Origin of the sequence: Clostridium sartagoforme AAU1, assembly GCF_000401215.1 — a bacterium.
Lineage (GTDB): Bacteria > Bacillota > Clostridia > Clostridiales > Clostridiaceae > Clostridium > Clostridium sartagoforme.
Window position 1 is genome coordinate 1 of record NZ_ASRV01000014.1, and the last position, 26130, is coordinate 26130.

The 26130-nt window shown below is 28.3% G+C and carries 22 protein-coding genes and 1 pseudogene; 3 read left to right on the forward strand and 20 right to left on the reverse strand.

Translation table 11 applies throughout. The features are described 5' to 3' along the window. Positions 1 to 334 precede the first annotated feature (334 nt). Genes A500_RS00710 through A500_RS00720 form a run of 3 tightly spaced genes read right to left on the reverse strand, consistent with a single transcriptional unit; the run spans position 335 to position 2567 of the window. Complete coding sequence (locus A500_RS00710; RefSeq protein ID WP_016205682.1) at positions 335 to 1057, reverse strand: amino acid ABC transporter ATP-binding protein; 723 nt, start codon at positions 1055 to 1057, stop codon at positions 335 to 337. Further along, the gene (locus A500_RS00715; protein ID WP_040436367.1) at positions 1044 to 1691 is read right to left on the reverse strand and encodes an amino acid ABC transporter permease; all 648 of its coding nucleotides are present in this window, start codon (positions 1689 to 1691) and stop codon (positions 1044 to 1046) included. Before A500_RS00715 ends, A500_RS00710 begins: the two co-directional genes overlap by 14 nt. A 54-nt stretch (positions 1692 to 1745) precedes the next feature. Further along, positions 1746 to 2567: a transporter substrate-binding domain-containing protein gene (locus A500_RS00720; RefSeq protein WP_016205684.1), complete on the reverse strand. Its 822-nt coding sequence runs from the start codon at positions 2565 to 2567 to the stop codon at positions 1746 to 1748. A gap of 359 nt (positions 2568 to 2926) precedes the next feature. Here A500_RS00720 and A500_RS00725 point away from each other — a divergent pair, with 359 nt between their 5' ends. Then, the gene (locus A500_RS00725) at positions 2927 to 4024 is read left to right on the forward strand and encodes a PRK06851 family protein (RefSeq protein WP_423219268.1); all 1098 of its coding nucleotides are present in this window, start codon (positions 2927 to 2929) and stop codon (positions 4022 to 4024) included. A gap of 67 nt (positions 4025 to 4091) precedes the next feature. On the opposite strand, the gene A500_RS00730 is transcribed toward A500_RS00725, so the two are convergent. From A500_RS00730 to A500_RS21855, 16 genes and pseudogenes are all read right to left on the reverse strand, one after another. Next, positions 4092 to 4379: a hypothetical protein gene (locus A500_RS00730; protein ID WP_016205686.1), complete on the reverse strand. Its 288-nt coding sequence runs from the start codon at positions 4377 to 4379 to the stop codon at positions 4092 to 4094. A gap of 6 nt (positions 4380 to 4385) precedes the next feature. Next, positions 4386 to 6377: an NAD-dependent DNA ligase LigA gene (ligA, locus tag A500_RS00735; protein ID WP_016205687.1), complete on the reverse strand. Its 1992-nt coding sequence runs from the start codon at positions 6375 to 6377 to the stop codon at positions 4386 to 4388. Positions 6378 to 6762: 385 nt separating this feature from the next. Continuing rightward, entirely contained in the window at positions 6763 to 9339 is a 2577-nt protein-coding gene (locus tag A500_RS00740; RefSeq protein ID WP_423219269.1) for a 3'-5' exonuclease, read from the reverse strand. Positions 9340 to 9363: 24 nt separating this feature from the next. Beyond that, positions 9364 to 10098, reverse strand: a pseudogene (locus tag A500_RS22000) (ATP-dependent helicase); the annotation flags it as partial. Between the two features lie 566 nt (positions 10099 to 10664). Beyond that, positions 10665 to 11381 carry a pseudouridine synthase gene (locus A500_RS00745; RefSeq protein WP_016205689.1) on the reverse strand — a complete coding sequence of 239 codons (717 nt, stop codon included), beginning with the start codon at positions 11379 to 11381 and terminating at the stop codon, positions 10665 to 10667. Between the two features lie 341 nt (positions 11382 to 11722). Further along, entirely contained in the window at positions 11723 to 12466 is a 744-nt protein-coding gene (locus A500_RS00750; RefSeq protein ID WP_016205690.1) for a lytic transglycosylase domain-containing protein, read from the reverse strand. A gap of 56 nt (positions 12467 to 12522) precedes the next feature. After that, a complete protein-coding gene (locus A500_RS00755) occupies positions 12523 to 14571 on the reverse strand; it encodes a triple tyrosine motif-containing protein (RefSeq protein WP_016205691.1) in 2049 nt (682 codons plus the stop codon). Positions 14572 to 14696: 125 nt separating this feature from the next. Then, a complete protein-coding gene (locus A500_RS00760) occupies positions 14697 to 15140 on the reverse strand; it encodes a YaiI/YqxD family protein (RefSeq protein ID WP_016205692.1) in 444 nt (147 codons plus the stop codon). Next, positions 15140 to 16492 (reverse strand): glucose-6-phosphate isomerase, encoded by a 1353-nt coding sequence (locus tag A500_RS00765; RefSeq protein ID WP_016205693.1) that lies wholly within the window; start codon positions 16490 to 16492, stop codon positions 15140 to 15142. Before A500_RS00765 ends, A500_RS00760 begins: the two co-directional genes overlap by 1 nt. Positions 16493 to 16720: 228 nt before the next feature. Further along, positions 16721 to 18388 (reverse strand): ribosomal protection-like ABC-F family protein, encoded by a 1668-nt coding sequence (gene abc-f, locus A500_RS21560; protein ID WP_479723481.1) that lies wholly within the window; start codon positions 18386 to 18388, stop codon positions 16721 to 16723. A 14-nt stretch (positions 18389 to 18402) separates the two neighbouring features. Further along, positions 18403 to 18606 (reverse strand): ATP-binding cassette domain-containing protein, encoded by a 204-nt coding sequence (locus A500_RS22120; protein WP_479723482.1) that lies wholly within the window; start codon positions 18604 to 18606, stop codon positions 18403 to 18405. Positions 18607 to 18883: 277 nt separating this feature from the next. After that, positions 18884 to 19030, reverse strand: a complete 147-nt coding sequence (locus A500_RS20645) for a hypothetical protein (protein WP_172654997.1) — start codon at positions 19028 to 19030, stop codon at positions 18884 to 18886. Positions 19031 to 19245: 215 nt separating this feature from the next. Then, positions 19246 to 19599, reverse strand: a complete 354-nt coding sequence (locus A500_RS00775; RefSeq protein ID WP_016205694.1) for a DUF1667 domain-containing protein — start codon at positions 19597 to 19599, stop codon at positions 19246 to 19248. 2 nt (positions 19600 to 19601) lie between these two features. Next, positions 19602 to 20855: an NAD(P)/FAD-dependent oxidoreductase gene (locus tag A500_RS00780; protein WP_016205695.1), complete on the reverse strand. Its 1254-nt coding sequence runs from the start codon at positions 20853 to 20855 to the stop codon at positions 19602 to 19604. A gap of 11 nt (positions 20856 to 20866) precedes the next feature. After that, a complete protein-coding gene (locus A500_RS00785; RefSeq protein WP_016205696.1) occupies positions 20867 to 22294 on the reverse strand; it encodes an NAD(P)/FAD-dependent oxidoreductase in 1428 nt (475 codons plus the stop codon). Between the two features lie 323 nt (positions 22295 to 22617). Continuing rightward, positions 22618 to 23436 carry a peptidoglycan recognition protein family protein gene (locus A500_RS21855; RefSeq protein WP_016205697.1) on the reverse strand — a complete coding sequence of 273 codons (819 nt, stop codon included), beginning with the start codon at positions 23434 to 23436 and terminating at the stop codon, positions 22618 to 22620. Between the two features lie 187 nt (positions 23437 to 23623). On the opposite strand from A500_RS21855, the gene A500_RS00795 reads away from it, so the two are divergent. After that, a complete protein-coding gene (locus tag A500_RS00795) occupies positions 23624 to 24046 on the forward strand; it encodes a GNAT family N-acetyltransferase (RefSeq protein ID WP_016205698.1) in 423 nt (140 codons plus the stop codon). A gap of 67 nt (positions 24047 to 24113) precedes the next feature. On the opposite strand, the gene gltS is transcribed toward A500_RS00795, so the two are convergent. Next, a complete protein-coding gene (gltS, locus tag A500_RS00800) occupies positions 24114 to 25310 on the reverse strand; it encodes a sodium/glutamate symporter (RefSeq protein ID WP_016205699.1) in 1197 nt (398 codons plus the stop codon). 306 nt (positions 25311 to 25616) lie between these two features. Between gltS and A500_RS00805 the strand changes: the two genes are divergently transcribed. Beyond that, positions 25617 to 26057, forward strand: a complete 441-nt coding sequence (locus A500_RS00805) for a hypothetical protein (protein ID WP_157453592.1) — start codon at positions 25617 to 25619, stop codon at positions 26055 to 26057. The last annotated feature ends 73 nt before the right edge of the window (positions 26058 to 26130 follow it).

The window sequence follows — 26130 nt, forward strand, 5'->3', positions numbered from 1 at the left end:
ATATTAATAATAATTAGTAATTAGTCATTATCATTTTTTTATCTGGCAAATATAAATACTCCATATCTTTTCATATCTTAACTTTCTTATACTTTTATCTTTCACTATTTCATTATTATATATATTATTATAATCTAATTTTATAACAAAAAATTAGAAAAGGTCATATAAGTTTCATTATTCCAACCTTTCACTCTAAGTCAACATGAACCTATATATGAACCTTCGCCACTAAAGGAAGAAATTATAAATACTTATTCTCATGATAAACTTTTTATAATTTATTAAAGAAAAAAATCAGCTTCGTATAAATACAAAACTGATTTTTAAATCTCTAAAGTACTTTTGATAAGAAATCTATAGTTCTTGGATTCTTAGGATTTGTAAATATTTCTTCTGGTACTCCTTGTTCTACTATATTACCGCCATCCATAAATATTATTCTATCTCCAACTTCCTTTGCAAATCCCATTTCATGAGTTACAACAACCATAGTCATTCCTTCTTTAGCTAGGCTTTTCATAACATTTAAAACTTCCCCAACCATTTCTGGATCTAAAGCAGATGTTGGTTCATCAAATAGCATAACATCTGGTTCCATAGCTAAGGCTCTTGCTATTGCAATTCTTTGCTTTTGTCCACCTGATAAAGATGATGGATAAGCATCAGATTTTTCTAGCAATCCAACTTTTGCTAGTAAATCTTTTGCTATTTTTTCAGCTTCTGCTTTTGATTTATTTTTTACATTTATAGGCGATATAGTTATATTTTCTAAAACTGTCTTATGTGGGAATAAATTAAATTGTTGAAATACCATTCCCATTTTTTCTCTTATTTTATTTATATCTATATTTTTATCTGTTATATTTTGACCTTCAAATATTATCTCACCATCTGTTGGTGCTTCTAATAAATTTAAACATCTTAGAAAAGTGCTTTTCCCAGAGCCTGAAGGACCAATTACAACCACAACTTCACCTTTTTTTATGTTTTCATTAATGCCTTTTAAAACTTCATTTTCTCCAAAATACTTATGCAAGTTATTAACGTGAATCACTAGCCTTCATTCTCCTTTCTATATAATTCATAATTCTTCCAAGCGTAAATGTAATAACAAAATAGAATATAGCTGCAACAATTAAAGGTTCAAATGCTCTAAAAGTTTTTCCTGTAATGACTTTTGCACTATACATAATTTCTCCAACCCCTATTACAGATGCCATTGAAGATTCCTTTATTACTGTAACAAATTCATTACCTATAGCAGGTAAAATGTTCTTAGTTGCTTGTGGCATTATTATAAGCCTCATAGCCATAAATTGACTCATTCCTAGACTTCTTGCAGCTTCTAATTGTCCCTTATCTACAGCATCTATACCTGCTCTTATAATCTCAGAAACATAGGCTGCTGAATTTAAAGAAACTGCTATAATACCAGCTGGTAGAGGATCCATATTTATATTTAATAACTGATCAAATCCATAATAAACTAACATAATTTGTAATAACATTGGCGTTCCTCTAATTATTTCTATATATGCTGTTGCCAACATACTTAGAGGTTTTACTTTTCCAATTTTAAATTTTGATCTTTTCATAAGAGTTAATAATGCACCAAATATAACTCCAAATAGAACACTTAAAAGTGATATTAATATTGTCCACTGAACACCCTTATAGAAATAATCCATATTTCCAGCTAATACACTAAAATCTAATGACAAGGCTTATACCCTCCTTAATAATTATTTTTGCTTTTCTGCCAATTCATTTGCTTCTATAATAAATTTATCTAATAACTTTTCTTCTTTAATTCTATTGATTGTAGCATTTACCTTCTCTAATAAAGCTTCTTGATTCTTTTGAATTCCTACTGCAGAACCACCTTCAGTATCTTTTACTTTTTCTTCTCCGATTGTAAGTTCTGGATTATTTTTAACTATCATTTGAGCAACTGGTAATTCTACTACTAAAGCTTCAATTTTTCCACCCTTTAAAGCAAGAACTAAATCATTAACATTTGAAAGTAATTGAAGATTTGCTTCTGGCACTTTCTCTTCTGCTATTTCTGCTTGAATAGCACCCATTTGTGCTCCAACCTTTTGTCCCTTTAAATCTTCAAATGTTTTATATTTATCTTTATCAGCTACTCTTACTAACATACCATGTTCAGCAGTGTAATATATATCTGAGAAATCTATTGATTTTTTTCTTTCCTCATCTGGAGTCATTCCTGATATAGCTAAATCTATTTTACCTGAAGAAACTCCAGCTACTAAATTTTCAAAATTCATATCTTGTAATTCTAATTCTACTCCAAGATCCTTTGCTATTTCATTTGCTATATCAACATCAAATCCAACTATTTTATCTTGTCCATTCTCATCTAATATATGAAACTCGTATGGAGCATAGTCTGCACTTAAACCAACTACTAATTTGCCTTTTTCTTTTATTTCTGAAAGTTTATCTTTAGCATCTTTCTTTCCACCACAGCTTACTAAACCTAATCCCATAACCCCAACTATAGTTACAGCTAAAATTTTCTTTATCATTCCTTTTTTCATTTCAAATTCCCCCTCTTTATAATTAATTACTTATTATGATTAAATATACAATCTCTCAAAATTGCGATAGCATAATTATACACCTATTTTTTATTTTTATTCAATACTTTTTTTGATTTTTTTTATATATTTTTATTTTTTATAATATTTTAATGAAAATATTATAAAAAACCATATTTTTAATTTGTAATATTAAAAGTATATGCATTTTTTGTCTTTTTATTAATTGAAACTTTCTGTATATTTAAAAGTTGTTAGTTAATATTATACATAATATTAAATTTACTAATATTGTTTCACTTTCTAAATATACACATATATTATTATTGAAAATTAAATGAATAAAACAATTATTAGGAGTGATATACTTGACTTATCCAAAAGAAAGGCATCTTTTTCCAGGAGGAAATACTTATAAGGGATTTTTCTCATTTTATAAGTATATATTAACACAAAAAGATGCGAATAGAATTATCTGCATGAAAGGTGGCCCTGGAACAGGCAAGTCCTCTTTAATGAAAAAAGTTGCTGCCCACTTTAAGAATAAAGGATATTCTATAGAATATCATCATTGTTCTTCTGATAATAATTCTTTAGATGGAATTGTTATAAAGGAACTAGGATTAGCCATTTTAGATGGTACATCACCTCATATGGTTGATCCAATTCATCCAGGCGCAGTAGATGAAATCCTTAATATGGGGATTGCACTTGACACTGATGCTCTTTCTTCAAATAAGGGGAACATTATGAATATTTGTAAGGATATTAGCAATAATTTTCAAAGAGCTTATACATTTCTATCTTCTGCAAAGTCTATCCATGATGACTGGAGTAGATTAAATTCTAGTGCTTTGGAATATAGTAAAATAATAACTATATCTGAAAGCCTAAAAGAAGAAATCTTTAATAAGCAAAAACCTGGATTTGGTGATGAAAGACATTTATTTGCAACGGCATTTACTCCAAATGGAATAATCACTTTTGCTAATGACCTTACTAATGAATTTAAGCATAAATTTGTATTAAAAGGCGGTCCTGGATTTAGTAAAACAACTATTTTATTAGAAATAGGTAAACTTGCTCAAAAGAAAGGCTACTTCGTGGAATATATGCATGATCCGTTCATTCCTGAAAGAATAGAGCATATTTTAATTCCTGAAATTTCTACCTGTGTCTTAACAGAAAATGAAATCAGTCAAACTTCCTTTAATGGAAAATTATATAATATTGAAGATTTCTGTAATACCTCTATACTTTCAAGAAATAAGGAAGATATAAATTACAATAAAAAAGTTTTTTATGACTTAATTAATAAAGCTATTTTTTTAATTTCTGAAGCTCATAGACTTCATGATGATTTAGAATCTTATTATATAAACTCTATAGATTTTAAGATATTAGATAATATTTATGAAGATGTAATTCAAAAATTTGAGAAATATGTTCCTCTTTAAAATCACAACTAAAATAATAAAATAGAAGTAGATTTTAAACCTACTTCTATTTTATTTATTAGCTAATTTATTTTACTAAGTTTATTATAAAAAATAAACTTACAACAGATATAATTATACATATTGATGAATATATATATTTTTCTCTACCTGATCTGTATATAAAAAATCTTATTGCCCATAATGCCATAGTTAAGCATATTCCTATTTGTAATAATAGATAAGAATTAAATATAGGCATGATATTTATGAAATGATATGTGGTTAAAAAGGTAAGAACTATAATTACACTAGTTGCTATTGCAGCTAAAGTACATATTAATGTAAAAAAATCCTTAGCTCTAAATTTACCCATTTCTACTTACTCCTTTATTATAGCTTCAAACTCCTCTTCATTTAATACATTTACTCCAAGTTCGATAGCTTTATCCAATTTTGAACCAGCTTCATCTCCAGCTATTACAAAATCAGTTTTTTTACTTACACTTCCTGAAACCTTAGCTCCAAGTAATTCAAGCTTTGACTTAATATCTGTTCTTGAATAATTTTTTAAAGTACCTGTTACAACTACAGTTTTTCCTTCAAAAGGACTTGCTATTATTTCTTTTTCCTCGAACCTAGGGTTAACACCAAGTTCTAAAAGCTCACTTATTGTATTTAATGTCTTTTCTTCTTTAAAGAACTCTAAAACGCATTTAGCTACAATTCCACCAACATCCTGTACTGAAACTAACTCATCAAAAGTTGCTCTTTTTAATCCATCTAATGACTTAAACTTATTAACTAAATCTTTAGCAGTCTTAACTCCAACATTAGGAATCCCTAAAGAATATATAAATCTATATAATTCACAATCTTTACTTCTTTCAACTGCACCTAATAAGTTTTGTGCTTTCTTTGGTCCAAACTTCTCTAACTGTAATAATTCATCTTTTTTAAGCTTATATAAGTCTGCTATAGATTTTATATCTAGCTTTTCAAATAACTGTTCTGCTGTTTTTTCTGAAAAGCCTTCAATATTCATAGCATCTCTTGATGCAAAGTGAACAATAGTTTTTACCATTTGCGGTTTACATGAAAGAGTATTTTCACAGAAATAATGAACTCCATTTTGAACAAGATGTGCTCCACATGCTGGGCAAACATTTGGAACATTTATTTCTTGTGTCTCTTCTAATGATTCTGTAACTACTCCCATTATTTCAGGAATAACATCATTAGATCTTCTTACAAAAACTTCTGAGCCTATTTTCACACCTTTTCTTCTTATATCATCTATATTATTTAAAGTTGCTCTTTTTACAGTTACTCCAGCTAGCTCTATAGGTTCTAGTATAGCAGTAGGGCCTACTCTTCCACTTCTACCAACATTCCATTCTACATCTAAAAGCTTTGTTGTAGCTTCTTGCGCTTCAAATTTATATGCTATTGCCCACTTTGGAAATTTTACTGTATATCCCATCAACTCTCTTGTTCTTATATCATCAATAGCAATAACTACTCCATCAATATCATAATTTAATTCAAACCTTATATCTCTTATATAGTTTATTTCTCTTTCTATTTCTTCAAGAGTAGTACAAAACTTAACATAATTATCTATTGGAAGCCCTTTTTCCTTTATGAAGTCTAACATTTCTTCATATGTTTTAAAATCTTCACCTTCTTTATATCCTACATCATAAAAAAATGCTGATAAATTTCTTTTAGCTGTTTCTTTTAAGTTAAGATTTCTTAAAGCTCCCGCTGCACCATTTCTTAAATTTTTAAGAGGAATAACAGCATCCTTATTATAATTTTCAAAAGCTTCTGTAGTCATTATGGCTTCACCATGAACCTCAAATACATCTTTACAATTTATTTTTAATGGTATTGATTTTATTGTTTTTACTTGTGCAGAAACCTCTTCACCCACTTCTCCATTTCCTCTTGTAGCTGCAGATGATAGTATTCCATTTTCATCATAAGTTAAATTTATAGTTAATCCATCAAATTTCTTTGTTAATACATATCTAGGAGCTGGTAAATTTTCTCCCCTTGAATTCATCTCTTTTATAAATTTTAAATTTCTATTATGCCAATCCTGTAGTTCTCCTACACTTTGAGCTTTGTCTAAGCTCCATAGTCTAGCCTTATGAGTATATTTAGTAAATCCTTCTAATATTCTATCTCCAACCCTTAGTGTAGGAGAATATGATAATACATATCCTGTTTCTTCTTCTAAAGATTTTAATTCATAATACTTTTCATCATACTCCTTATCTGTAACAGATGGATTATCTAGTGAATAATACTCATAAGCATATCTATTTAATTCTTCTACTAATTCTTCTATTCTTTGCTTTTTATCCAAATAAAACACACCTCTTTTCCAGTTCACAGTTATCAGTTCACAGCGCACAGTTTTAGTCAGTTCACAGTGCACAGTTATCAGTTCACAATTCACAGTTTTTTGTTTCTAAGTTAATAGCTTATTTCAGTTTAAAGTCTTCCTGAATCTGTTTACTAAAACTTCTTTCATTCCTTATGGTAATTATTCTTTCTAAAGCTTAAACTGGCTATGAATTGTGCGCTGTGCACTAAATTTTCCTGCTCCCTAGCACTCGTTCCCTGTTACTTATTCCTTTTACCTGACACTTGTTCCCTGTTACCTAATGCCTGTTATTTAATCACTCACAATGCAAAATAAACTGTGAACTGTGCGTTGTGCACTGTAAACTAATTATACTGTTCCCTTTTTACATAAGTTCTAGGTTTGCTAATGAAAGCATTAATATTTTTACTCCTTGATTATCAAAAGCTATTGTAAGTTTTTTATCATCTCCTGAATTTGCTATTGATACTATTGTTCCAACACCAAATTTACTATGCTTTACTTTTCTTCCTATAGTAACATCATCCTTTGAAAGAGATGATTGTATATTTTGTTCCTTAGGTTTAGGCATATTTATTGAATTGTTCCTTAAACTATGTGGATTATTATTTCTATTATCTCGTGGAAACATTGAAGTCCTAGTACTTTGTGCTGAATTATTTCCTGAAACATATTCCTTTAAATCAGATTTTATTTCTGCTATAAAATCTGATTGAGCATATGCAACAGTTCTACCAAATTGCCTTCTAACTTCTGCTGACGTCATAAATAATTGCTCTTTTGCTCTTGTTATACCAACATAACAAAGTCTTCTTGATTCCTCCATTTCAGATTCACTATCAAAGGATGCTGTTCCTGGGAATATTCCATTTTCCATTCCAACCATAAATACAACTGGAAATTCTAATCCCTTAGCACTATGCACAGTCATTAAAACTATAGCATCATCTTCTTCTTTTAGTTTATCTGTATCTTGAACTAAGGAAACTTTTTCTAAATATGCTAAAAGGGTTTTATCTTCACTGCTTCTTTCAAAATCAACTGCATCAGAAACTAACTCCTTTAAGTTTTCTATTCTACTTTTATCTTCTATTTCTTTTGATTTTTCTAATTCTGATATATATCCAGTTTCCTTTAATATAGTTTCAATTAAGTTAGATACAGGTAGTATTTCACTTAATTCCATGAACTTATCCATCATTTCCATAAAAATTTCTATTCCACCACAATTTCTTGCTGTAAGAGTTGGAATATTTCTTACTGTACTTAAGGCATCCCATAAAGATAATTCATAATCATCTGCAAAGTCAATAACTTTATTTACCGTTGCATCTCCAATACCTCTCTTAGGTACATTTATAATTCTTCTTAAGCTTACACTGTCTGTAGGATTAACAAGTACCTTCAGATATGAAATCATATCCTTAATTTCTTTTCTATCATAAAACCTTGTTCCGCCTAAAATCCTATAAGGTATAGCCTTTCTTCTTAGACTTTCTTCAAATATACGTGATTGAGCATTTGTTCTATAAAGAATTGCAAAATCTTTATACTTTTTCTCTTCTTCTTGCTTTATTTTATTTATTTGAGTTGCAACAAAATCACCTTCATCACTATCTGAATAAGCTCTATAAACCTTTATTTTATTTCCTGATTCTTGTTCTGTTCTTAAAACTTTACTTTTTCTATTTGCATTATTTACAATTACAACATTGGCAGCATCTAATATATTTCCTTTTGAACGATAATTTTGCTCAAGCTTTATAACTTTTGCCTCTGGATAATCTTTTTCAAAGTCTAATATATTTCTTATATCTGCACCTCTCCATTGATATATACAATTATGAACAACTACATCATTAGCTATATAATTTCTTGCATTATCTATATTTAAATCATATACATAACCTTCATAATCTTCGATTTCTACTGAAGTTATAATATCTTCAATTACCTTTTTTCCCTCTAAAACTGCAATTGCCATTCCTTCCTTCATGCTTCCCAAAGGCATGAATTTAAAGGTATTATCTGATGTTAATTTTGCTTTTCTGAAAACCTCATAAGCATCTTCTACAGATGCAAGCTTGCTTGAAAATTCTTCAGCATCATCATACAAGGCACGTTCCGTTTCTACTCTAAAGGTATTTCTTTGCCCATTTCTGACATTAAATCCGGCTTCAATAAGTTTATTTTTACTTTCTTCTCCTGATGAGTTTAAACCTATTCTATGTGAATATAAACCTCTTTCTTCACATTTACGTCCACCAAAGAAGCTTACATTTACTATCTTTCTTACACTTTCTCCCCTTATTACAGCTGAACTTATATGGTGAGGATAATCTAAATAAAGATATTCTTCATCCATTAGCTTTTGTGCACTATCATATGTGTTTATTTCTTTAAACAATTTATTTATTTGTTCTTGAGTTAACGAAATATGTCTTCCTCTTGAATTAAACACAACCTTTGGAATGCCATATTTTACAGAATAGTATTCTTCATAATAAGTGGCTTCACCTCTTGAATTACAAACCTTTATTATCCACATTTTATCTGCTTGCTCTCCATTTAGTCTTACAGCCAATCCACTTACATCAATACCTTTTCTGCTTCGTACTGCTGAAGTTTGACCTATTCTATATCCAAAACCTTTTTTATACATCAAATAAACATAGTATTTATCTTCTCTCACAGTAACTCTTGCAAAACTTATGTGATTTGGTGTTCCCTTTATTATCTTTCCAGTATTTGTAGTTATCCTTACCACTGTTCCATTATATTCTCTTTTAGATATATCTTTTATTTTTAATAAAGTACTTTCTCCATTTCCTGCTGCCACTCTAATTTTATCTGAAGCCTTTAATTCCTCTATTTTATAAATTTTATCTTCACCTTGAATTAATGTTCCTTCAACTAGGCATTGGTCATCATCACCCACCACACATACATTTTTGTATTTTTCCGCTAAAAGTCTAACTAATTCATATTGGACCTTATTAGTATCTTGATATTCATCCACCATAATATATTGAAATTTTCTTTGATAAAACTCCAATGTTTCTTTATCGGTTTTAAATAATTCTACAGTTTTAGCAATTAAATCATCAAAGTCTAAAGCATTATTTTCCTTAAGCCTCTTTTGATACATTTGATATACATCGGCTATTTTCTTTTCTCTAAAATTACTTTCATGCTCTCTCATGAAACTTGCAGGGCTTTGCATATTATCCTTAGCCTTACTAATTTTACTCATTATCTCTTGTTCTGTTATATCTTTATCATTTATATTTAAAGCTTTCATACACTCTTTTATAAGTGTCTTTTGATCTGAAGTATCATATATTGTAAAACTTCTTTTATATCCTAACTTTTCTATTTCTCTTCTAAGGATTCTTACACAAGTTGAGTGAAAAGTAGATATCCACATATCCTCAGCTCTTTCACCTATTAAAGCTTTAACTCTATCCTTCATTTCTTTTGCAGCTTTATTAGTAAAGGTAATAGCCAATATTTTATATGGTAAAATTCCTAAATCATCTATCATATGAGCCATTCTATGTGTCAAAACTCTGGTCTTACCTGAACCAGCTCCTGCTAATATTAATACTTGACCTTCTATAGTAGTAGCCCCTTCATATTGTTCTTTGTTAAGTAATGACTTTAAATCCATTTGTACAGACTCCTTTCCTATTACTAACATATTATAACATACATATCTTTTATATTGTTGCCTAAAAGCATTAATTAGATTACAGTTATTTGTATATATTTTCCTTATTGTAATTTTATACTCTTACCTTATTTCAGTCAATCAACATAATTAATTTATCTTTTTGCAATAATACTTTCATTATTTAATATTAATGATTGTTTTGTTTCAAATAAATCATACACAATTCTTAAAAATGCAATTTTTAAGAATTTAATATTCATAAAATTACATATTAAAATAATGTTTAGTTTTATTTTAATATATAGTCAAGTAATTCAACAGACCTCTCTGAAAATGTTTACCTTCCTTAAATGTTATAATTTTATATAAGGTAAACGTTTATATATAAAAATGAACAACAAAAAACGCAACCCTTGGGGCCAGGTTGCGCTTTAGCAATAAGCAATAAATAAAAAGGGGGCTATTTATTCCTTTTATTTATCCTTGCAAAAACATTATAGTGCATCTCATTATAAAATGCAAGATATTTTGATAATATTATTGTAAAGTTTGTTCTTTGTGAATGTTAAACATTCACTTTATTTAAACGTTCGTTAAAATCCTTTTAAAGTAGCTACTTCCTCATCTGTTAATTCTCTATATTCGCCCTCTTCTAAATCCTCATCTAATTTTAATGTTCCAAACTCTACTCTTTTTAAATAAGTTACTTTTTTATCAACTGCTTCGAACATCCTCTTTACTTGGTGGAACTTGCCTTCTTGAATAGTAATCATAACCTCTGACCCCTCTTCAGAAGCTTTAATAATTTCAAGCTTAGCCTCTTTGCAAATATATCCATCATCTAACGTTATTCCACTTTCAAATTTCTTTATATCACTATCTGTCACCAATTTATCTATTTTTGCATAATAAATTTTATCCACCTTCCACTTTGGGGATATAAGCCTGTGGTTTAACTCACCATCATTTGTAAGTAATAATAACCCAACTGTATCCTTATCCAACCTTCCTATAGGAAACGGATTAAACACTTGATGCTCTATTTCTAATAAATCAATAACAGTTTCATCCCTATTATCAAAAGTTGCAGAAATAACCCCATCAGGCTTATTCATCATTAAGTATATGTACTTTCTATAAAATATTTCTTCTCCATTTATAGAAATCCTGTCTACTTCAGGATTAACCTGCATACCATTATCCTTTACAATTTCACCATTTACCTTAATAAGTCCCTTCTTTGCAACCTGCTTAATTTCTTTTCTAGTTCCATATCCTAAATTAGATAAAACCTTATCTAGTCTTTCCATTAAAGCACCTTCTTTCTTAATTATTATATTGAGCCTTTATCACTTATTTTATTACTTAAAATCAAAAGACACAAGGAGAGAATTAACAATTAACAATTGACAATTAACAATTAAAGTTAATGTTTTTACATAATCTTTGAAATTAAAGGTGAAAAAGTTAATAATAAAATCCTTTTATGCTTTAAATAAATTGGCTAAATCAAAAAATAATGGACATAATCCTCAAAAATTATATCCATTACTAATTATTCATAACTCATTATTTTATTTTTTATAATTCTGCATAGACGAATTATTTACCTAACTTTTCACTCTTTACCTTTTTCACTCTTTCATTTCTCTTACGCATTATTACTATAGTTTCTATAGTTACTTAGTATTTTCGGAACATAATTTTGAGTTTCTTGTGGCATTTTATATAAATCACTAGCAGATTTAACCCCTCTTCTCTCCATTGTTCCAGGCCCACCGTTATAAGCCATTAGTGCCATTTCTAAATTTCCATTATACATATCTAAATATGATTTAATATGTTTAACTCCAGCTTCTATATTTTGATCGATGTCATATGGATTGGTTAATCCATATGCTTCTGAATTAAAGTCCATTAATTGCATAAGACCCTTTGCACCTGCTGATGAAACAGCATTAGGATTAAAATTTGATTCTTGCTTTATTATAGCTAGTACTAAATTTTTATCTACTCCATATTTTTGTGAGTATTTATCAACAGTAGAATATATTTTTTCCACATCAACTGTAGTATCTTGACTTAAATCTGTGTATAAGTTATCAAAACTTATGTTTAAACTTGTATCACTATTTGTTCTATTTAAATATAATTCCCCTGTTTTTATAGGTTCAGTTCTTATTCTAAGAGGAATATTTTCAAGTTTTTGTCCTACAGCTGCGGGAATATAACTTTCTGAACTTTCTTCATTATTGCTATTAAAAATATTTTCTTCATTACTGTTTAATAATGCTTCATAGACAATATCAAATTCTGGTCCATCGCCTATTGCTTTTTTTAAAGCTTCTTTACTAACAACGCTTCCCATAAACTCTTCTACTTTAGAAATATTCACATTTGTTCCCCCCGAATTTTACTTTTGCTATAAATATCGTATTAATTATACTATTCTTAAGCCTTAACTTCAAATTCTAATAATGTATAATCTTCATAATTAATCTTTTTATAGTAACTCTTGCTAAGTACTAAAATTCTATAATTTCCTGTTGAAAATGGTAAAAAAGTATAATAATTTTTTCTACTATAACTTTGTACTCTTACCCAATTTCCCTTTTCCATAATATAAAATTCATAACATACTTCTTTTCCGCCTTCGCTACTTACATCAAATGTTACTTCATTATTAGCAATAATATTATTATTTCTTATTATTATTTTTGTGTTACTAACTGGAATAGCTTCATGAACATAAAGTGATAATTCTTTTTTTATATCATACTCTTCATTACATAATATATTTTTCGCATAAATTTCAAAGGTATATTTCCCTGAACATTTTGGCTTTAATCTCAATCTTTTACTTTCAATAAATCCTGTGTCTTCAACTTCATGTCCATTTATTTTCGTTACATACCTTAATAAAATATTCTTAGTATTTTGTACTATTGTTTCAAGTTCAATAATATCTCCAACTAAATATATTTCTTTTGGTGAAAGTAATACATAATCTATTTCAGCTTCTTCATAATCTCTCACTTTAAAGAATATAAAATCATGACAATCATATTCTTTAGATGAATATTTATCTATTACTCTAATTTCAACTTCATATTCTCCACTTTCCTCTGGAGTAAAGTTAACCCAATTTGTTATTCCATAATTACTTCTTTCTTTTTCTTTGCCATTCTTATAAACAACAAAAGAATATTTAAGTTCTGTTCCACCCTCTGCCTTAACCTTAATATTTATAGGTTCATTTTTTATGCATCCTCTTGTTTTGCTTGCTGTTATATCTGTTATTTTTACAGGTTTTTCACCCTTCTTATCTATTTTAAAATTCAACTCTCTTATATCTTCATAATCACCATCGAAGGAAATATCTTTAACTTTCAATATTATTTTATAATCTCCTTCAATTTTAGTCTCCCAATTAAAGTTTCTTGATCTTATATATCCTGTATCTTCAGCAACTGGTCCTTCAACTATATATCTATACAGTATTTCCTTTCCCCCTATTACCGAAGATTTAAATAGTATATTGCTTCCTTCAACTTGAGGTGAATTTGAATCAGAAGAAAATTTTCTTATTTTTATTTCATCATAGGCTTTTACAGAATATATCATGCAAGCTCTATCATCATATTGCTTATTAGAAAAAATATCTCTCACATAACATAATAACTTATATTCTCCCTTTTGCTTTTCTGAAATTGATATTATATTTTTAGTGGAATAATCCTGTACACAATTTATTCTTCCATTACTATCCATTCTTAAAAACTTATATAAAATTGTTCTACTATTATCACAGTTTACGCCTACCTTAAATATCAATTCTTCATTTATTAATAAATTTTCACTTAAGCATTCAAAAGTATTTATTTCTATAATTGGCTGCTCTTTTACTTTAAATATCACAGTTGTAAAATCATCTACATTTTCCTTTGATGATGGTCTTTTGCATTCAATTAATATTTCACCATCTTCTGCCTTTGTTGTTGTATAAGTTAACTTATTTTCTATACTGTAGTCTTTAAGAGGTTCCCATCCTTGCTTTCCTTTAACCCAAAATCTATATAATAATATTTCTTCATCTTCTGATGCAAGAACTTCTAAGTTTATTTTATCTCCTATAACTAAAGATGTCTTATCTATTATTATATCTTTTATCAACTTATTATTTTTATTGTTGTTTTCTAAAACATCTTTTTCTTCTATCCCCTTTATTTGATAACTTATCTTTGTATTTTTAATCTTTTTCGAATTTTTATCTTTATATTGGACCATTATCATATAATCTCCTGATTTTCTTGGTCTCCATTGACATTCCTTTTTATCTGAAAAATCTTGAATTGGCTTCCAAGTTAAATTTCTTTCTCCTGGAGCACCTTCTAAAAACTTGCACTCTACTTCACTTTCTTCTGGCATCACTTTTATATTTATTTTTTCATCTACTAATGATGGACTTTCTTTATCAAAAGTTATTAATAATTCACTCATATCTACCCACCCTATTTTTCTCAATTTTCCCTAATATTATTATACAGTTTACATAACAAAATATAAAACGAAATTTGTCATCAATAAAAAAAATAAGGATAAACCGTCCTTTATATTTCTACAGTTTATCCTTTTAAATTACATTCTATTATTCTTATTAAGTTTTTCTTTAGCCTTATATCATCTTCTATTGTTCTTTTCTTTGGATTTGAGGTTCTTCCACCTGCTCTTCTAATTTTCTGAGAAATATGCCTTTCTTCTAGCATTCTATCTATATTCTCTTCTGTATATAAATATCCCTTTGGGTTTAATATATGAGCTTTTTTTCCTAAGCAAATTGCTGCAACACCGTAATCTTGACTAATTACTACATCATTTGACTTACAATGATTAACTACATACATATCCACACTTTGAAATCCACTATCTACAACTTTAACTTCTCCGTAATCTAAAGTTATAAAATGATGTATATCACAAAAAACTATTAATTCTAATTCATATTTTCTTGCTACATCTTGAATTATGGAGATACCCGGACAGGCATCTCCATCTACTATAATTCTCATTATTTTAATTTTGCTTCCAATTCAGCTTTTAATTCTTCATATCCAGGTTTTCCTAGTAAAGCAAACATATTTTTCTTATATGCTTCAACTCCTGGTTGATCAAATGGATTTACTCCTAGTAAGTATCCACTTATTCCACAAGCTTTTTCAAAGAAGTAAACCATGTATCCAAAGTAATATGGGCTAAGTTCTGGGATATTTACTACCATGTTTGGAACTCCGCCATCATTATGTGCTAATAAAGTTCCATTAAATGCTTGTTTATTAACAAAATCTATAGTTTTTCCAGCTAAGAAATTTAATCCATCTAAATCTCCTTCAGCTTTTTCTATAGTAAGCTCTCTCTTTGCCTTTTCTACATTAAGAACAGTCTCGAACATTATTCTATTACCCTCTTGGATAAATTGTCCCATTGAGTGTAGGTCAGTTGAAAAGTCAACAGCTGCTGGGAATATTCCTTTTTGATCTTTTCCTTCTGATTCTCCAAATAATTGTTTCCACCATTCATTAAAGTAGTGTAAACCTGGCTCATAGTTAACTAAGATTTCTATATCTTTACCTTTGTTGTATAATGCATTTCTCATTGCAGCATATTTATAACAATCATTATTTTTTAAATCTGCTGTAGCATATGCCTCTCTTGCATCTGCAGCTCCTTGCATCATTTCATCTATATTAATTCCTGCAACTGCTATTGGTAGTAAACCAACTGCAGTTAAAACTGAAAATCTTCCACCAACATCATCTGGAATTACAAATGTTTCATACCCCATTTCATTAGCTAATGATTTTAATGCCCCTTTACTTTTGTCAGTAGTTGCATAAATTCTTTCCTTAGCTCCATCCACTCCATATTTCTTTTCCATATAATCTTTAAACACTCTAAATGCTATTGCAGGTTCTGTTGTTGTACCTGATTTCGAAATAACATTTACACTTATATCAATGCCTTCTATTGCATCTAAAAGATCTGCTAAATATGTTGAACTTATATTATTTCCAACAAAGAATACCTTTGGGTCATTTCTTTTATCATTTCCTAACACATTATGAAAATTGCTATTTAACATTTCTATAGCTGCTCTAGGTCCTAGGTATGAACCACCAATTCCTATAACTATCAAAGCTTGTGAGTTTTTCTTAATTTTTTCTGCTGCATTTTTTATTCTTGAAAATTCTTCTTTGTCATAATTGACAGGTAAATCAAGCCATCCCAAAAAGTCATTTCCTGCACCTGTTTTGTTGTGAAGAGTATCATGTGCTGCTTTTACCATTGCTTCCATATGGTCTAATTCTTGTAATTTCGCATATGGTTCTACTTTAGATAAATCTAATCTTAAACCTTTATTCATAACTATACCTCCGAATTTTTCATTGTGTATTTTTCCTTTTATTTCTTTTATATTATATCATATTTATAAATCTATGCTTTATTTTTTTCTTCTACTTAAACTTTTTTCGTAAATATATCTAAAAAAAACTCTAGTATTATTATTAATTCTTAATAATCTTTTATACTAGAGTTTTTTGTTTATTTTTGATTTTGAAAAAACATAATATAATGAAGTAAATAATATTTTTTAATTGTTATTAAAATACTCTTCCATTAATATTTCAAGTTCTTTTTCAAAATTTATTTTTTTATTGTATAATTCATTTAACTTCTCATAGTCATCACAAAACTTATTTATTTCATCTTCTATGGTTTTTAAATCTTCTTCTAATTGTTCTATATCCTTTTCTAATTTATCTACTTTCCACTTATTATTAGATTTCTTTTCAAATATAAAAGATTTTTCTTCTTTAACTTTACTTGCTTTAGTATCTATAGTAACATTTATAGCTTTTGCCTGCACTACTTTTTCTTTATAGTATTCATAGTTACCATTATAAGAAATAAGAGAACCTCTTGATAATTCAACTACTCTACTAGCTATACTATTTATGAAATATCTATCATGAGATATAAATAAAAGTGTCCCGTTAAACTCTTTTAAGAACTCTTCTAATTCTTCTCTTGAATCAATATCTAAATGATTTGTTGGCTCATCTAAAATCAATAAATTTAATTCATTGTGCATTAACATAGCTAATTTAAGCTTACTTCTTTCTCCTCCAGAAAGGCTTCCAACCCTTTTAAAAACATCTTCGCCAAAGAACATATATTTTGCTAAATACTCTCTTGCTTTTCCTTCACTTATAACTATGTCATTCCTAAAGGCTTCTAATATAGTTTGCTCTTCATCATCAAATATTATATTTTGTGGAAGATAACCTAATTTTATAGAACTTCCTAAAGCTGCTATGCCACTGTCTGCATTATCTGTTCCAAGTAAAATTTTAATCATTGTTGATTTTCCACAACCATTTTGACCTATTAAAGCTACAGCTTCTTTATTTCTTATAAGTAGTTGTGCTTTATTTAAAAGAACCTTTTCTTCGTATCTCTTACATAGATCCTTTATTACTATGACTTCATTTCCTGACCTATCTGCATTTTTTACATTAATATTAATTCTTTCTTTTTCTAAAATAGGTTTCTCTATTCTTTGAATTTTATTAAGCAACTTTTGCATACTGGCTGCTCTTTTAAAGAACTTTTCATTATCTCCTCTAGCTCCCCAATCTCTTAACTGAGATATAGACTTTTCAATAGCCTTAATCTTTTTTTGTTGTTCTAAAAATTCATTCATTTGAAGTTGTAGCTGTATTTCTTTTTCCTTTACAAACTCAGTATAATTACCAAAATAAGTTTTTGACTTCATATCTTCTATTTCAATTATTTTAGTTACTACATTATCTAAGAAATACCTGTCATGAGATACTATTATTACTATACCTTTATACTGCTTAAGATAATCTTCAAGCCATTCCATCGAATCTAAATCCAAATGATTCGATGGTTCATCTAGCAATAATATATCCGGATTTTGAAGTAGTATTTTTCCTAATATAATAGTAGTTTTTTCTCCTCCACTTAAGTTGCAAAATAGCTTTTCCTTAAATTTATTATTTATCTTAAGCCCAGTGCATACCTTGCTTAACTTTTCTTCTTTTTCATAGCCACCTAAACTTTCATAAGCAGATTGAAGATTTGAATATTTATTTAAAATTTTTCCAATATCACATTCACTAGACTTTGAAAGTTGCTTTTCCATATTTCTTAATTCTTGAGCCATTTTATCAATATCCTTAAATGCTGAATTTAATACATCAATTACTTTAAACTCTTTTGGATAAACTGGCATTTGTTCAAGATATCCTAATGTGGCTCCTTTTTTATAGATAAATTTCCTTTTTCGTATTCTTCAATGCCCATAATTATTTTTAAAAGAGTACTTTTACCGCTACCATTTCCACCTACGATGCCTACTTTCTCAGAAGTTTGAACATCAAAGGTTATATCCTCTAAGACCATAGTTGCACCATAATATTTTTGTAATTTATTTAAAGATAATTCTATCATTTTTAATTCCTCCAAAATTTTTCTCTGCTTTATTTTAAATTTTTATTAAAATTCTTAGATAAATAAAATAAGCCTCATTTAATAACTTATTCCTAATTTAAAATAAGTTATTTAGAAGGCTTATGAGAGAAATTGCGTATAAAAATGACTCAAAGCATAAAACCTTGAGTCCTAAAAATCTTTACTTAATAGAATTATAAATTTATATATAGCTAAAATTTGTCTTAAATATAATCAAGCTTAAATATAATAAATTTATTAACTGTAAGATATAGAATCATGGATTTATACAATAGTCAGCATTTATTCTAAAAATGGACGCACTTCTCCCGTCAAAGCCTAAAATTGCACTTTTTTGTACTGAGCTGCTATATTTCCATTGTTTATTTAAAACAAACTTAGAATTACTAACTATATTAGCCATGATCTACCCTCCTTTTGTTATAATTAAATTTATTATATACTACATAGCTGTTATTTACAATATTTTTCAATTATAAATTTTCACTCTTTCATTTTTTAACTAATTCTACTTAATTCAATGTTTTAATTCCATATTACTAACAAATTATTTTATATTCATAATTCATCAAAGATGAATTATCCCCTCAACTCTTTCACTTTTAACTCTTAACTTCTTCACCTCTCTTCCATGTTTCTACTAGCAATAACATCTACTCCAGTTCCAAGTATATCTTTAACAATAATATCTCCCATTTTTACTGGAGCCTTTACTGTTATTTCATTTAATACTTCAACACATTTAAAGTTTAAATCTTTTGGTATTGCACTTTTTGTTTTCACAGGTAAAACTGCGTGGCTTCCACCCTGAATTTTCACTGTTGTAGTTACTACTCTTACAGGATTTGTTACTTCATTTATTCCATATATCTCGCCTCTTTTACAGCTATTGCCTGTTACAGTTTGTTTTTCTGTATCTACTTTCAAATGACATCCCATAGGACAACTTATGCATATTAATTCTTTAACCACAATTATTCACCATCCTCTAAAGATATAACTATATTTCCTTCGATTCCTTCTAACAATTTCTTATTTAAAATTATTTTTTCCATTTCAGAAGGTGCTAAATGCTTTCTTTTAAAACTAGCTATTACCTTATCTTTATTTTTTACTGTAATAACCTTATCTTTGTAAATATTATTAACCCTCATAAATATTGTTAATTTATCCTCTACAGCTTTAACTGATACCTTCTGAGGAACGGTATAATTAATATTTTTTCCATTTAGAATATCAATATCTTCGCTTCTAACTAAATTATCTTTTACATATTTAGCTGCTGATAATCCAGCATGTTTGGCTTCTCCTGTTACAAAATCAACTAAATCATGAACATGAACAACGTTTCCACAAGCAAAAATTCCTTCTATTGAAGTTTCCATACTTTCATTAACTATAAGTCCATTAGTTCTCTTGTCTCCATTTAATCCAACTTTATTTGATAATTCATTTTCTGGTATTAACCCTACTGATAACAATAAAGTATCACATTCAAATTCAATTTCTGTTCCTTTTATAGGTTTTCTATTTTCATCAACCTTACATATAACAACCTTTTCTAATCTTTTATCTCCAACTATATTTACAACTGTATGAGAAAGATAAAGTGGTATATCATAATCATTTAAACATTGCACTATATTTCTATTAAGTCCATTTGAATATGGCATAAGCTCAACTACAGCTTTAACCTTAGCTCCTTCTAAAGTCATTCTTCTTGCCATTATAAGACCTATATCACCAGATCCTAAAATAACAACTTCCTTTCCTGGCATATATCCTTCAATATTCATATATCTTTGTGCTGTCCCAGCATTAAATATTCCTGATGGCCTATCTCCAGGGATATTAATTGCTCCTCTTGTTCTTTCTCTACATCCCATAGCTAGAATTATTGATTTTGCATTTATCTCCATATATCCATTATCTGAATTTATTGCATGTATTGTTTTATCTTTTTCAATATCTAGTACCATAGTATTTAACATCACTTCAATTTTAGTTTCTTTAATTAAATTAATGAATCTTTGAGCGTATTCTGGGCCTGTTAGCTCTTCTTTAAATGTATGAAGACCAAACCCATTATGAATACATTGATTCAATATTCCTCCAAGTTCCATATCTCTTTCTATAATCAAAATACTACTAACTCCATTATTATAGGCTTCATAAGCTGCAGCTAAACCTGCTGGGCCTCCTCCAACTACTACTAAATCATATCTCATAATTAATCCCCCTACTTTGTTTTTTCCACTAAAATATAAGAATTTTCTTTTTCTTGATAAACTTCCTTAAAGTCTTTCTTCTTTTCTCGTGCTATAATTTCTAAGACCTTTGGACCACAAAATCCACCTTGGCATCTTCCCATTCCTGGTCTACATCTTCTTTTTACTCCATCTAATGTTATATCTCCAAAAGACCTAGATATGGCATCAACTATTTCTCCTTCAGTTATCACTTCACATCTACAAATTACATTCCCATAAGAAGGATTTTTCTTTATAAGTTCTTGTTTTTCATCCTTAGATAAATCCATAAAATAAAGTTGCTTCCTATTTCCATTAAAAGTTTTATTTTTTTCTTTAGTCAATCCTATAGATTGAAGAATTTCTATTGTCTCTAGTGCAATTGCTGGAGCTGAAGATAAACCCGGAGATTTCATACCCGCTACATCAATAAATCCTTGTACATCCTTTGCTTCTTCTATTATAAAATCATTTGTATCAGGTATTGCTCTAAGCCCTGCAAAATTTCTAATACTTTCTCTAAAGTTAATATTTTCTGTTGTTTTTTTAGTAGTTTCTCTCACATATTCAAGTCCTGTATTAGTTGTTGCAACATCATCTTTATCTTCAAGATTTTCTGCATCTGGCCCTACAATAAGATTTCCATGAACTGTAGGTGTTACTAAAATTCCTTTACCAAGAGTTGATGGACATTGAAAAATTGTATGGCTAAATAAATTACCTTGAGACTTATCCATAACAAAATATTGTCCTCTTCTAGGAGTTATTTTAAAGCTTTCATTACAAATTAAATTGTGAACCTTATCAGCATAAACACCTGCTGCATTAATTATAAATTTTGCTTCTATTATTTCATTTTTACTAGTTGTAATCTTAAAATTCTTATCCTTCTCTATTTTTATTACTTCTGAATCTAATATTATCTCTCCCCCATTTGAAACTCCATTTTCAGCTAAGGCGATTGTATATTCCATAACACCAACTATTCCGCCTGTTGGTGCATATAATGCCTTAAGAACCTTATCTGATATATTTGGCTCCTTATCTAAAATTTCTTCTTTTTCAAGTATTCTTAAATTTTTAACTCCAATTTTTGTTCCATTTTCATATAAATTATTTATAGATTTAACTTCTTCTTCATTAAAAGCAAGCACTAAAGATCCATTTCTTTTAAAAGGAACATCTAGTTCTTTACAAATGTCTTCAAACATTTCATTCCCTTTAACATTAAGTTTTGCCATTAAAGTTCCTTCCTTTGGATCGTATCCAGCATGGACTATTGCAGAATTGGCTTTTGATGTTCCCATAGAAACATCATTTTCCTTTTCGATGATAGCTACCTTTACATTATATTTTGTTAATTCCCTGAAAATAGATGTTCCAATTACCCCAGCACCAATTATTACTACATCATACATATTTTTTACCTCCCATAATTTCATAAAGAATAAAAAAAGCCAAGACAAAATAAAGGTATTACCCTTATTTTGTGCTTGACTCTTATTCTCTAATCGCACTTTATTTTGAAAACAAACTATTTTAGCTATAAGCTTATATAAACTAAAACAAATTGCTTTTTACTTCTATTATTAAATTCTTTTATATTTGTCTTCATTATACCATATTTCTATATAAAAAATAGAGTATTCATATAATTATAAATATTTAATTATTTAAATTTATAAAAAGAGTAGATAAATTTATAAACTTATCTACTCTTCCATTTTAACCTTTCCTTATATTAGGCTAGTACTAAATCTTTTAAATACACCCAACTTGTTATTTCTTTTAATAATGCTTTATTATCTACTATTTGGCTAACTGTGTATGTTCCTTGCTTAACCCAATCTGGAATTACTTCCCCTGTTGCATAATTATTTCCTATAACTTTTACTTTAGATCCTACTACTATATTTGAAACTGGATATATTTTAACTCCACTACTATTAAATACACTATACCCAGGATTTGCATCTGCGCAATCTTTTGCATTTTGCAAGTTACTAAATGCTCCTATTTGTGATGATGAATCTTCCCATGTTTTTCTAACCCTATATAATTCAGTTGTTGGTGGATTTAATATATCTAGTTCATCTTGAATCATATTTAAGAATCTTTGCCATCCCATATCTAATGTTCTATGAGGACAATATTTTCCGCTGAAGTCTTGATGTTTTCTAATTTGAGCTATACCCCATCCATATTGTTTTAATAGTGCTGCAACTTCCTTTGCTGCTCTTTTTTCAGCATTTATAAATTTAGTTCCACCTGATTTTGAATAACAAATTTCAACAGATATATAATTTCTGTTTCCATCTCCAGTTGAGCCATCTCCTGCATGCCAAGCATTACGATTAAAAGGTATTCCTTGAATAGCTTCCACATCATCTATTGCAATGTGGAAAGATACACTGTTAGTATTTGATTGCATATAAGATATTTCATTTGATGCAGTTGCATCATTTGCAGTGTTATGAATGCATATCCCCTTTGGTGTCATAGAATATGGACACTTTATACTGTATTTGTCTGATGATATAAGTCTTTGTACTAAAGCCATTTTAAATCCTCTCCTTTTTAATTTAATTTTTATTTTTGAAGCTAGCTTCCTACATCTATTACATATGCACTTTAAAAATTTTTAAAAATTTCCTTAAATTATTTTGTAAGTATTTTTTAACTTAATAGATATAGACTTTATGCTATAATATAAATTAATTTTATAGATTAAAATGAGGTGTTTATTTATGAGCTTGAGAGTTCAAGATAATTGTTTAAATGTAAATTGGAATGATGTAGTTAAAATATTAAAAACTGTTGGTATGTCTTATTCTGATAATGAGACTCACAGAATTTCCTTTGAAAACAGTCATACTGTTATATTTGTTTTTGATAATGATACTTTAATAGGATTTGGAAGAGCTATTTCAGATGGTATTAGACAAGCAGCTATTTATGACTTAGCAATAATTCCAGAATACCAAGGTAAGGGAGTTGGAAGATTAATTTTAAATAATATAACTAAAAGACTTCCTAACTGTAACTTCATTTTATATGCTGCAAAAGGGAAGGAGCCTTTCTATGAAAAATTGGGATTCGGGCATTTAAAAACAGGTATGGGATTGTTTATTGATATGGAAAGAATGAGAAATAAAGGATTAATAGAATAATATAAAAAAGTTCCAATACAAAACTACTTTTGTATTGGAACTTTTTAATGAATATAATTTTTATTTATTATCCAAATATATTTATAAATAAAGTAATTACAGCCGAATTTATGAAATCAATGAATAAACCACCTACAATTGGTACTACAAAATATGGGGTTTCACTAAATCCATATTTATCAGTTAATGCATCCATATTAGCTATTGCATTGGCTGTTGATCCCATTCCAAATCCACAAGCAGCTGATGCAAAAACTGCTGCATCATAATTTCTTCCCATAACTCTAAACATAACTATATAAGCAAAAATCCCCATAAGGATTGTTTGAGAAACAAGCATAACTATCATCGGAATTGCTAGATCAAATAACTCCCATAGCTTTAATCCCATTAATGCTAATGAAAGATAGAAAGAAAGACTAATTCCTCCTATAGTTTCTATTTCCTTGTCTTCAAGTTCAAATTTCTTAAAATCTAGTATGTTTTTTATAACTGCTGCTACAAGCATTGCTCCTATATATGATGGAAACGTTAATCCTAGACTTTGAATATATTTGGTTATAATTGAACCTAACCCCATGGCTATAAATATCCATGATGATGCCTTCATAAGTCTATTATATGATAGAACTGCAGTTTCATCATGATGAAAGTCACTTAAAGGAATATCTTTATCATGATATTCTTTAGATGTTTTAATATTATTTTTCTCTATTAAGGTTTTCGCAATAAAGCCACCTAAAATACTTCCCATCACTAATCCAAATGTTGCTGATGCAAAAGATACTGTAGTAGCCCCACTAACACCAAGATTCTCTAAAAGTGGTCCAAAAGAACCTGATGTTCCATGCCCTCCAACTAAAGGAATTGATCCTGTAGCTAGACCTAATAATGGATTAATATTAAATATTGATGCTAATGAAACACCAACTATATCTTGTAAAATTACAATTATAACTGAAAGCGTCAAAAAAATTGCTACTTTTACTCCTCCATTTTTTAATATTCTTAGGCTAGCTGTGTAACCTATACTTGTAAAAAATGCAGTCATAAAAACATTTTGTAATGTAGTATCTAAACTTATTGATGCTACATTTGTTAATTTTAAAATAAGTGCAATTATCGAAAAAATCATACCTCCAATTACTGCAGACGGTATACAGTATTTTTCTAGAAATCTTATCTTTTTTCGTAAGTATCCTCCAAAGTAAAATACAACTGTTGCTAATGCCATTGTTTGAAATATATCTAGTTTAAATTCCATGTATTCACTCCACCTCTCTAATATATAAGTAACATATATATTTGTTCTTCTTAAGTTAAAGTATATTTAATAAAATGAAATCGTATAAAAAAATAATTTAAAATAAAAAAGAGATGCTAAAACATCCCAAATTATTATAAGATTCCATTATATACTATCTCTTAACTAATAAAAAAAGATAGAATTAAATATAGTAAGTCATATTATAAATTAAAATAAATTACTTTTCAATAAAAATTACTCATTTCTATTATGTAATTTAATCTGCTCTGTAACACTTTTGATATAATTAACATATTATAGACTATGTGTATTATAAAAATAAATCTTAGTGGAGATGAATTTGCTATGACATGTAATTCAAATAATAGATTCTATAATGATTACACTGATTATGATAATGAATATTATGATGATAATAATTATAATAAGAAAAATAATCATGAAAATGATTATTTTGATAGATGTTATAAAGAACAAGAAAGCAATAAGCATGATAGATGCTGCAAAAATAATGATGACTATGATAAACACGATTGCAAACACCATGATAAATGTTGCAAAAAACAAGAAAATAATCACGACAATAAATGTAATAACAAGAAGCCTGCTTCTTGCTATATATGCTGTATATGTTGTAAAAAAGTTCATGATGATAAGTGCGACAAGAAATCTAATAAGTATGACTATGAAGATTACTTTAATTGGTGTAAATACAATCACGAAAACTCTAGAGAATGCAAATAAATTAGTTATTTTATAACTATGTAATTAAAAATTTATAGACTGTATTTAAATTACTTTATTATAAAATAATTTA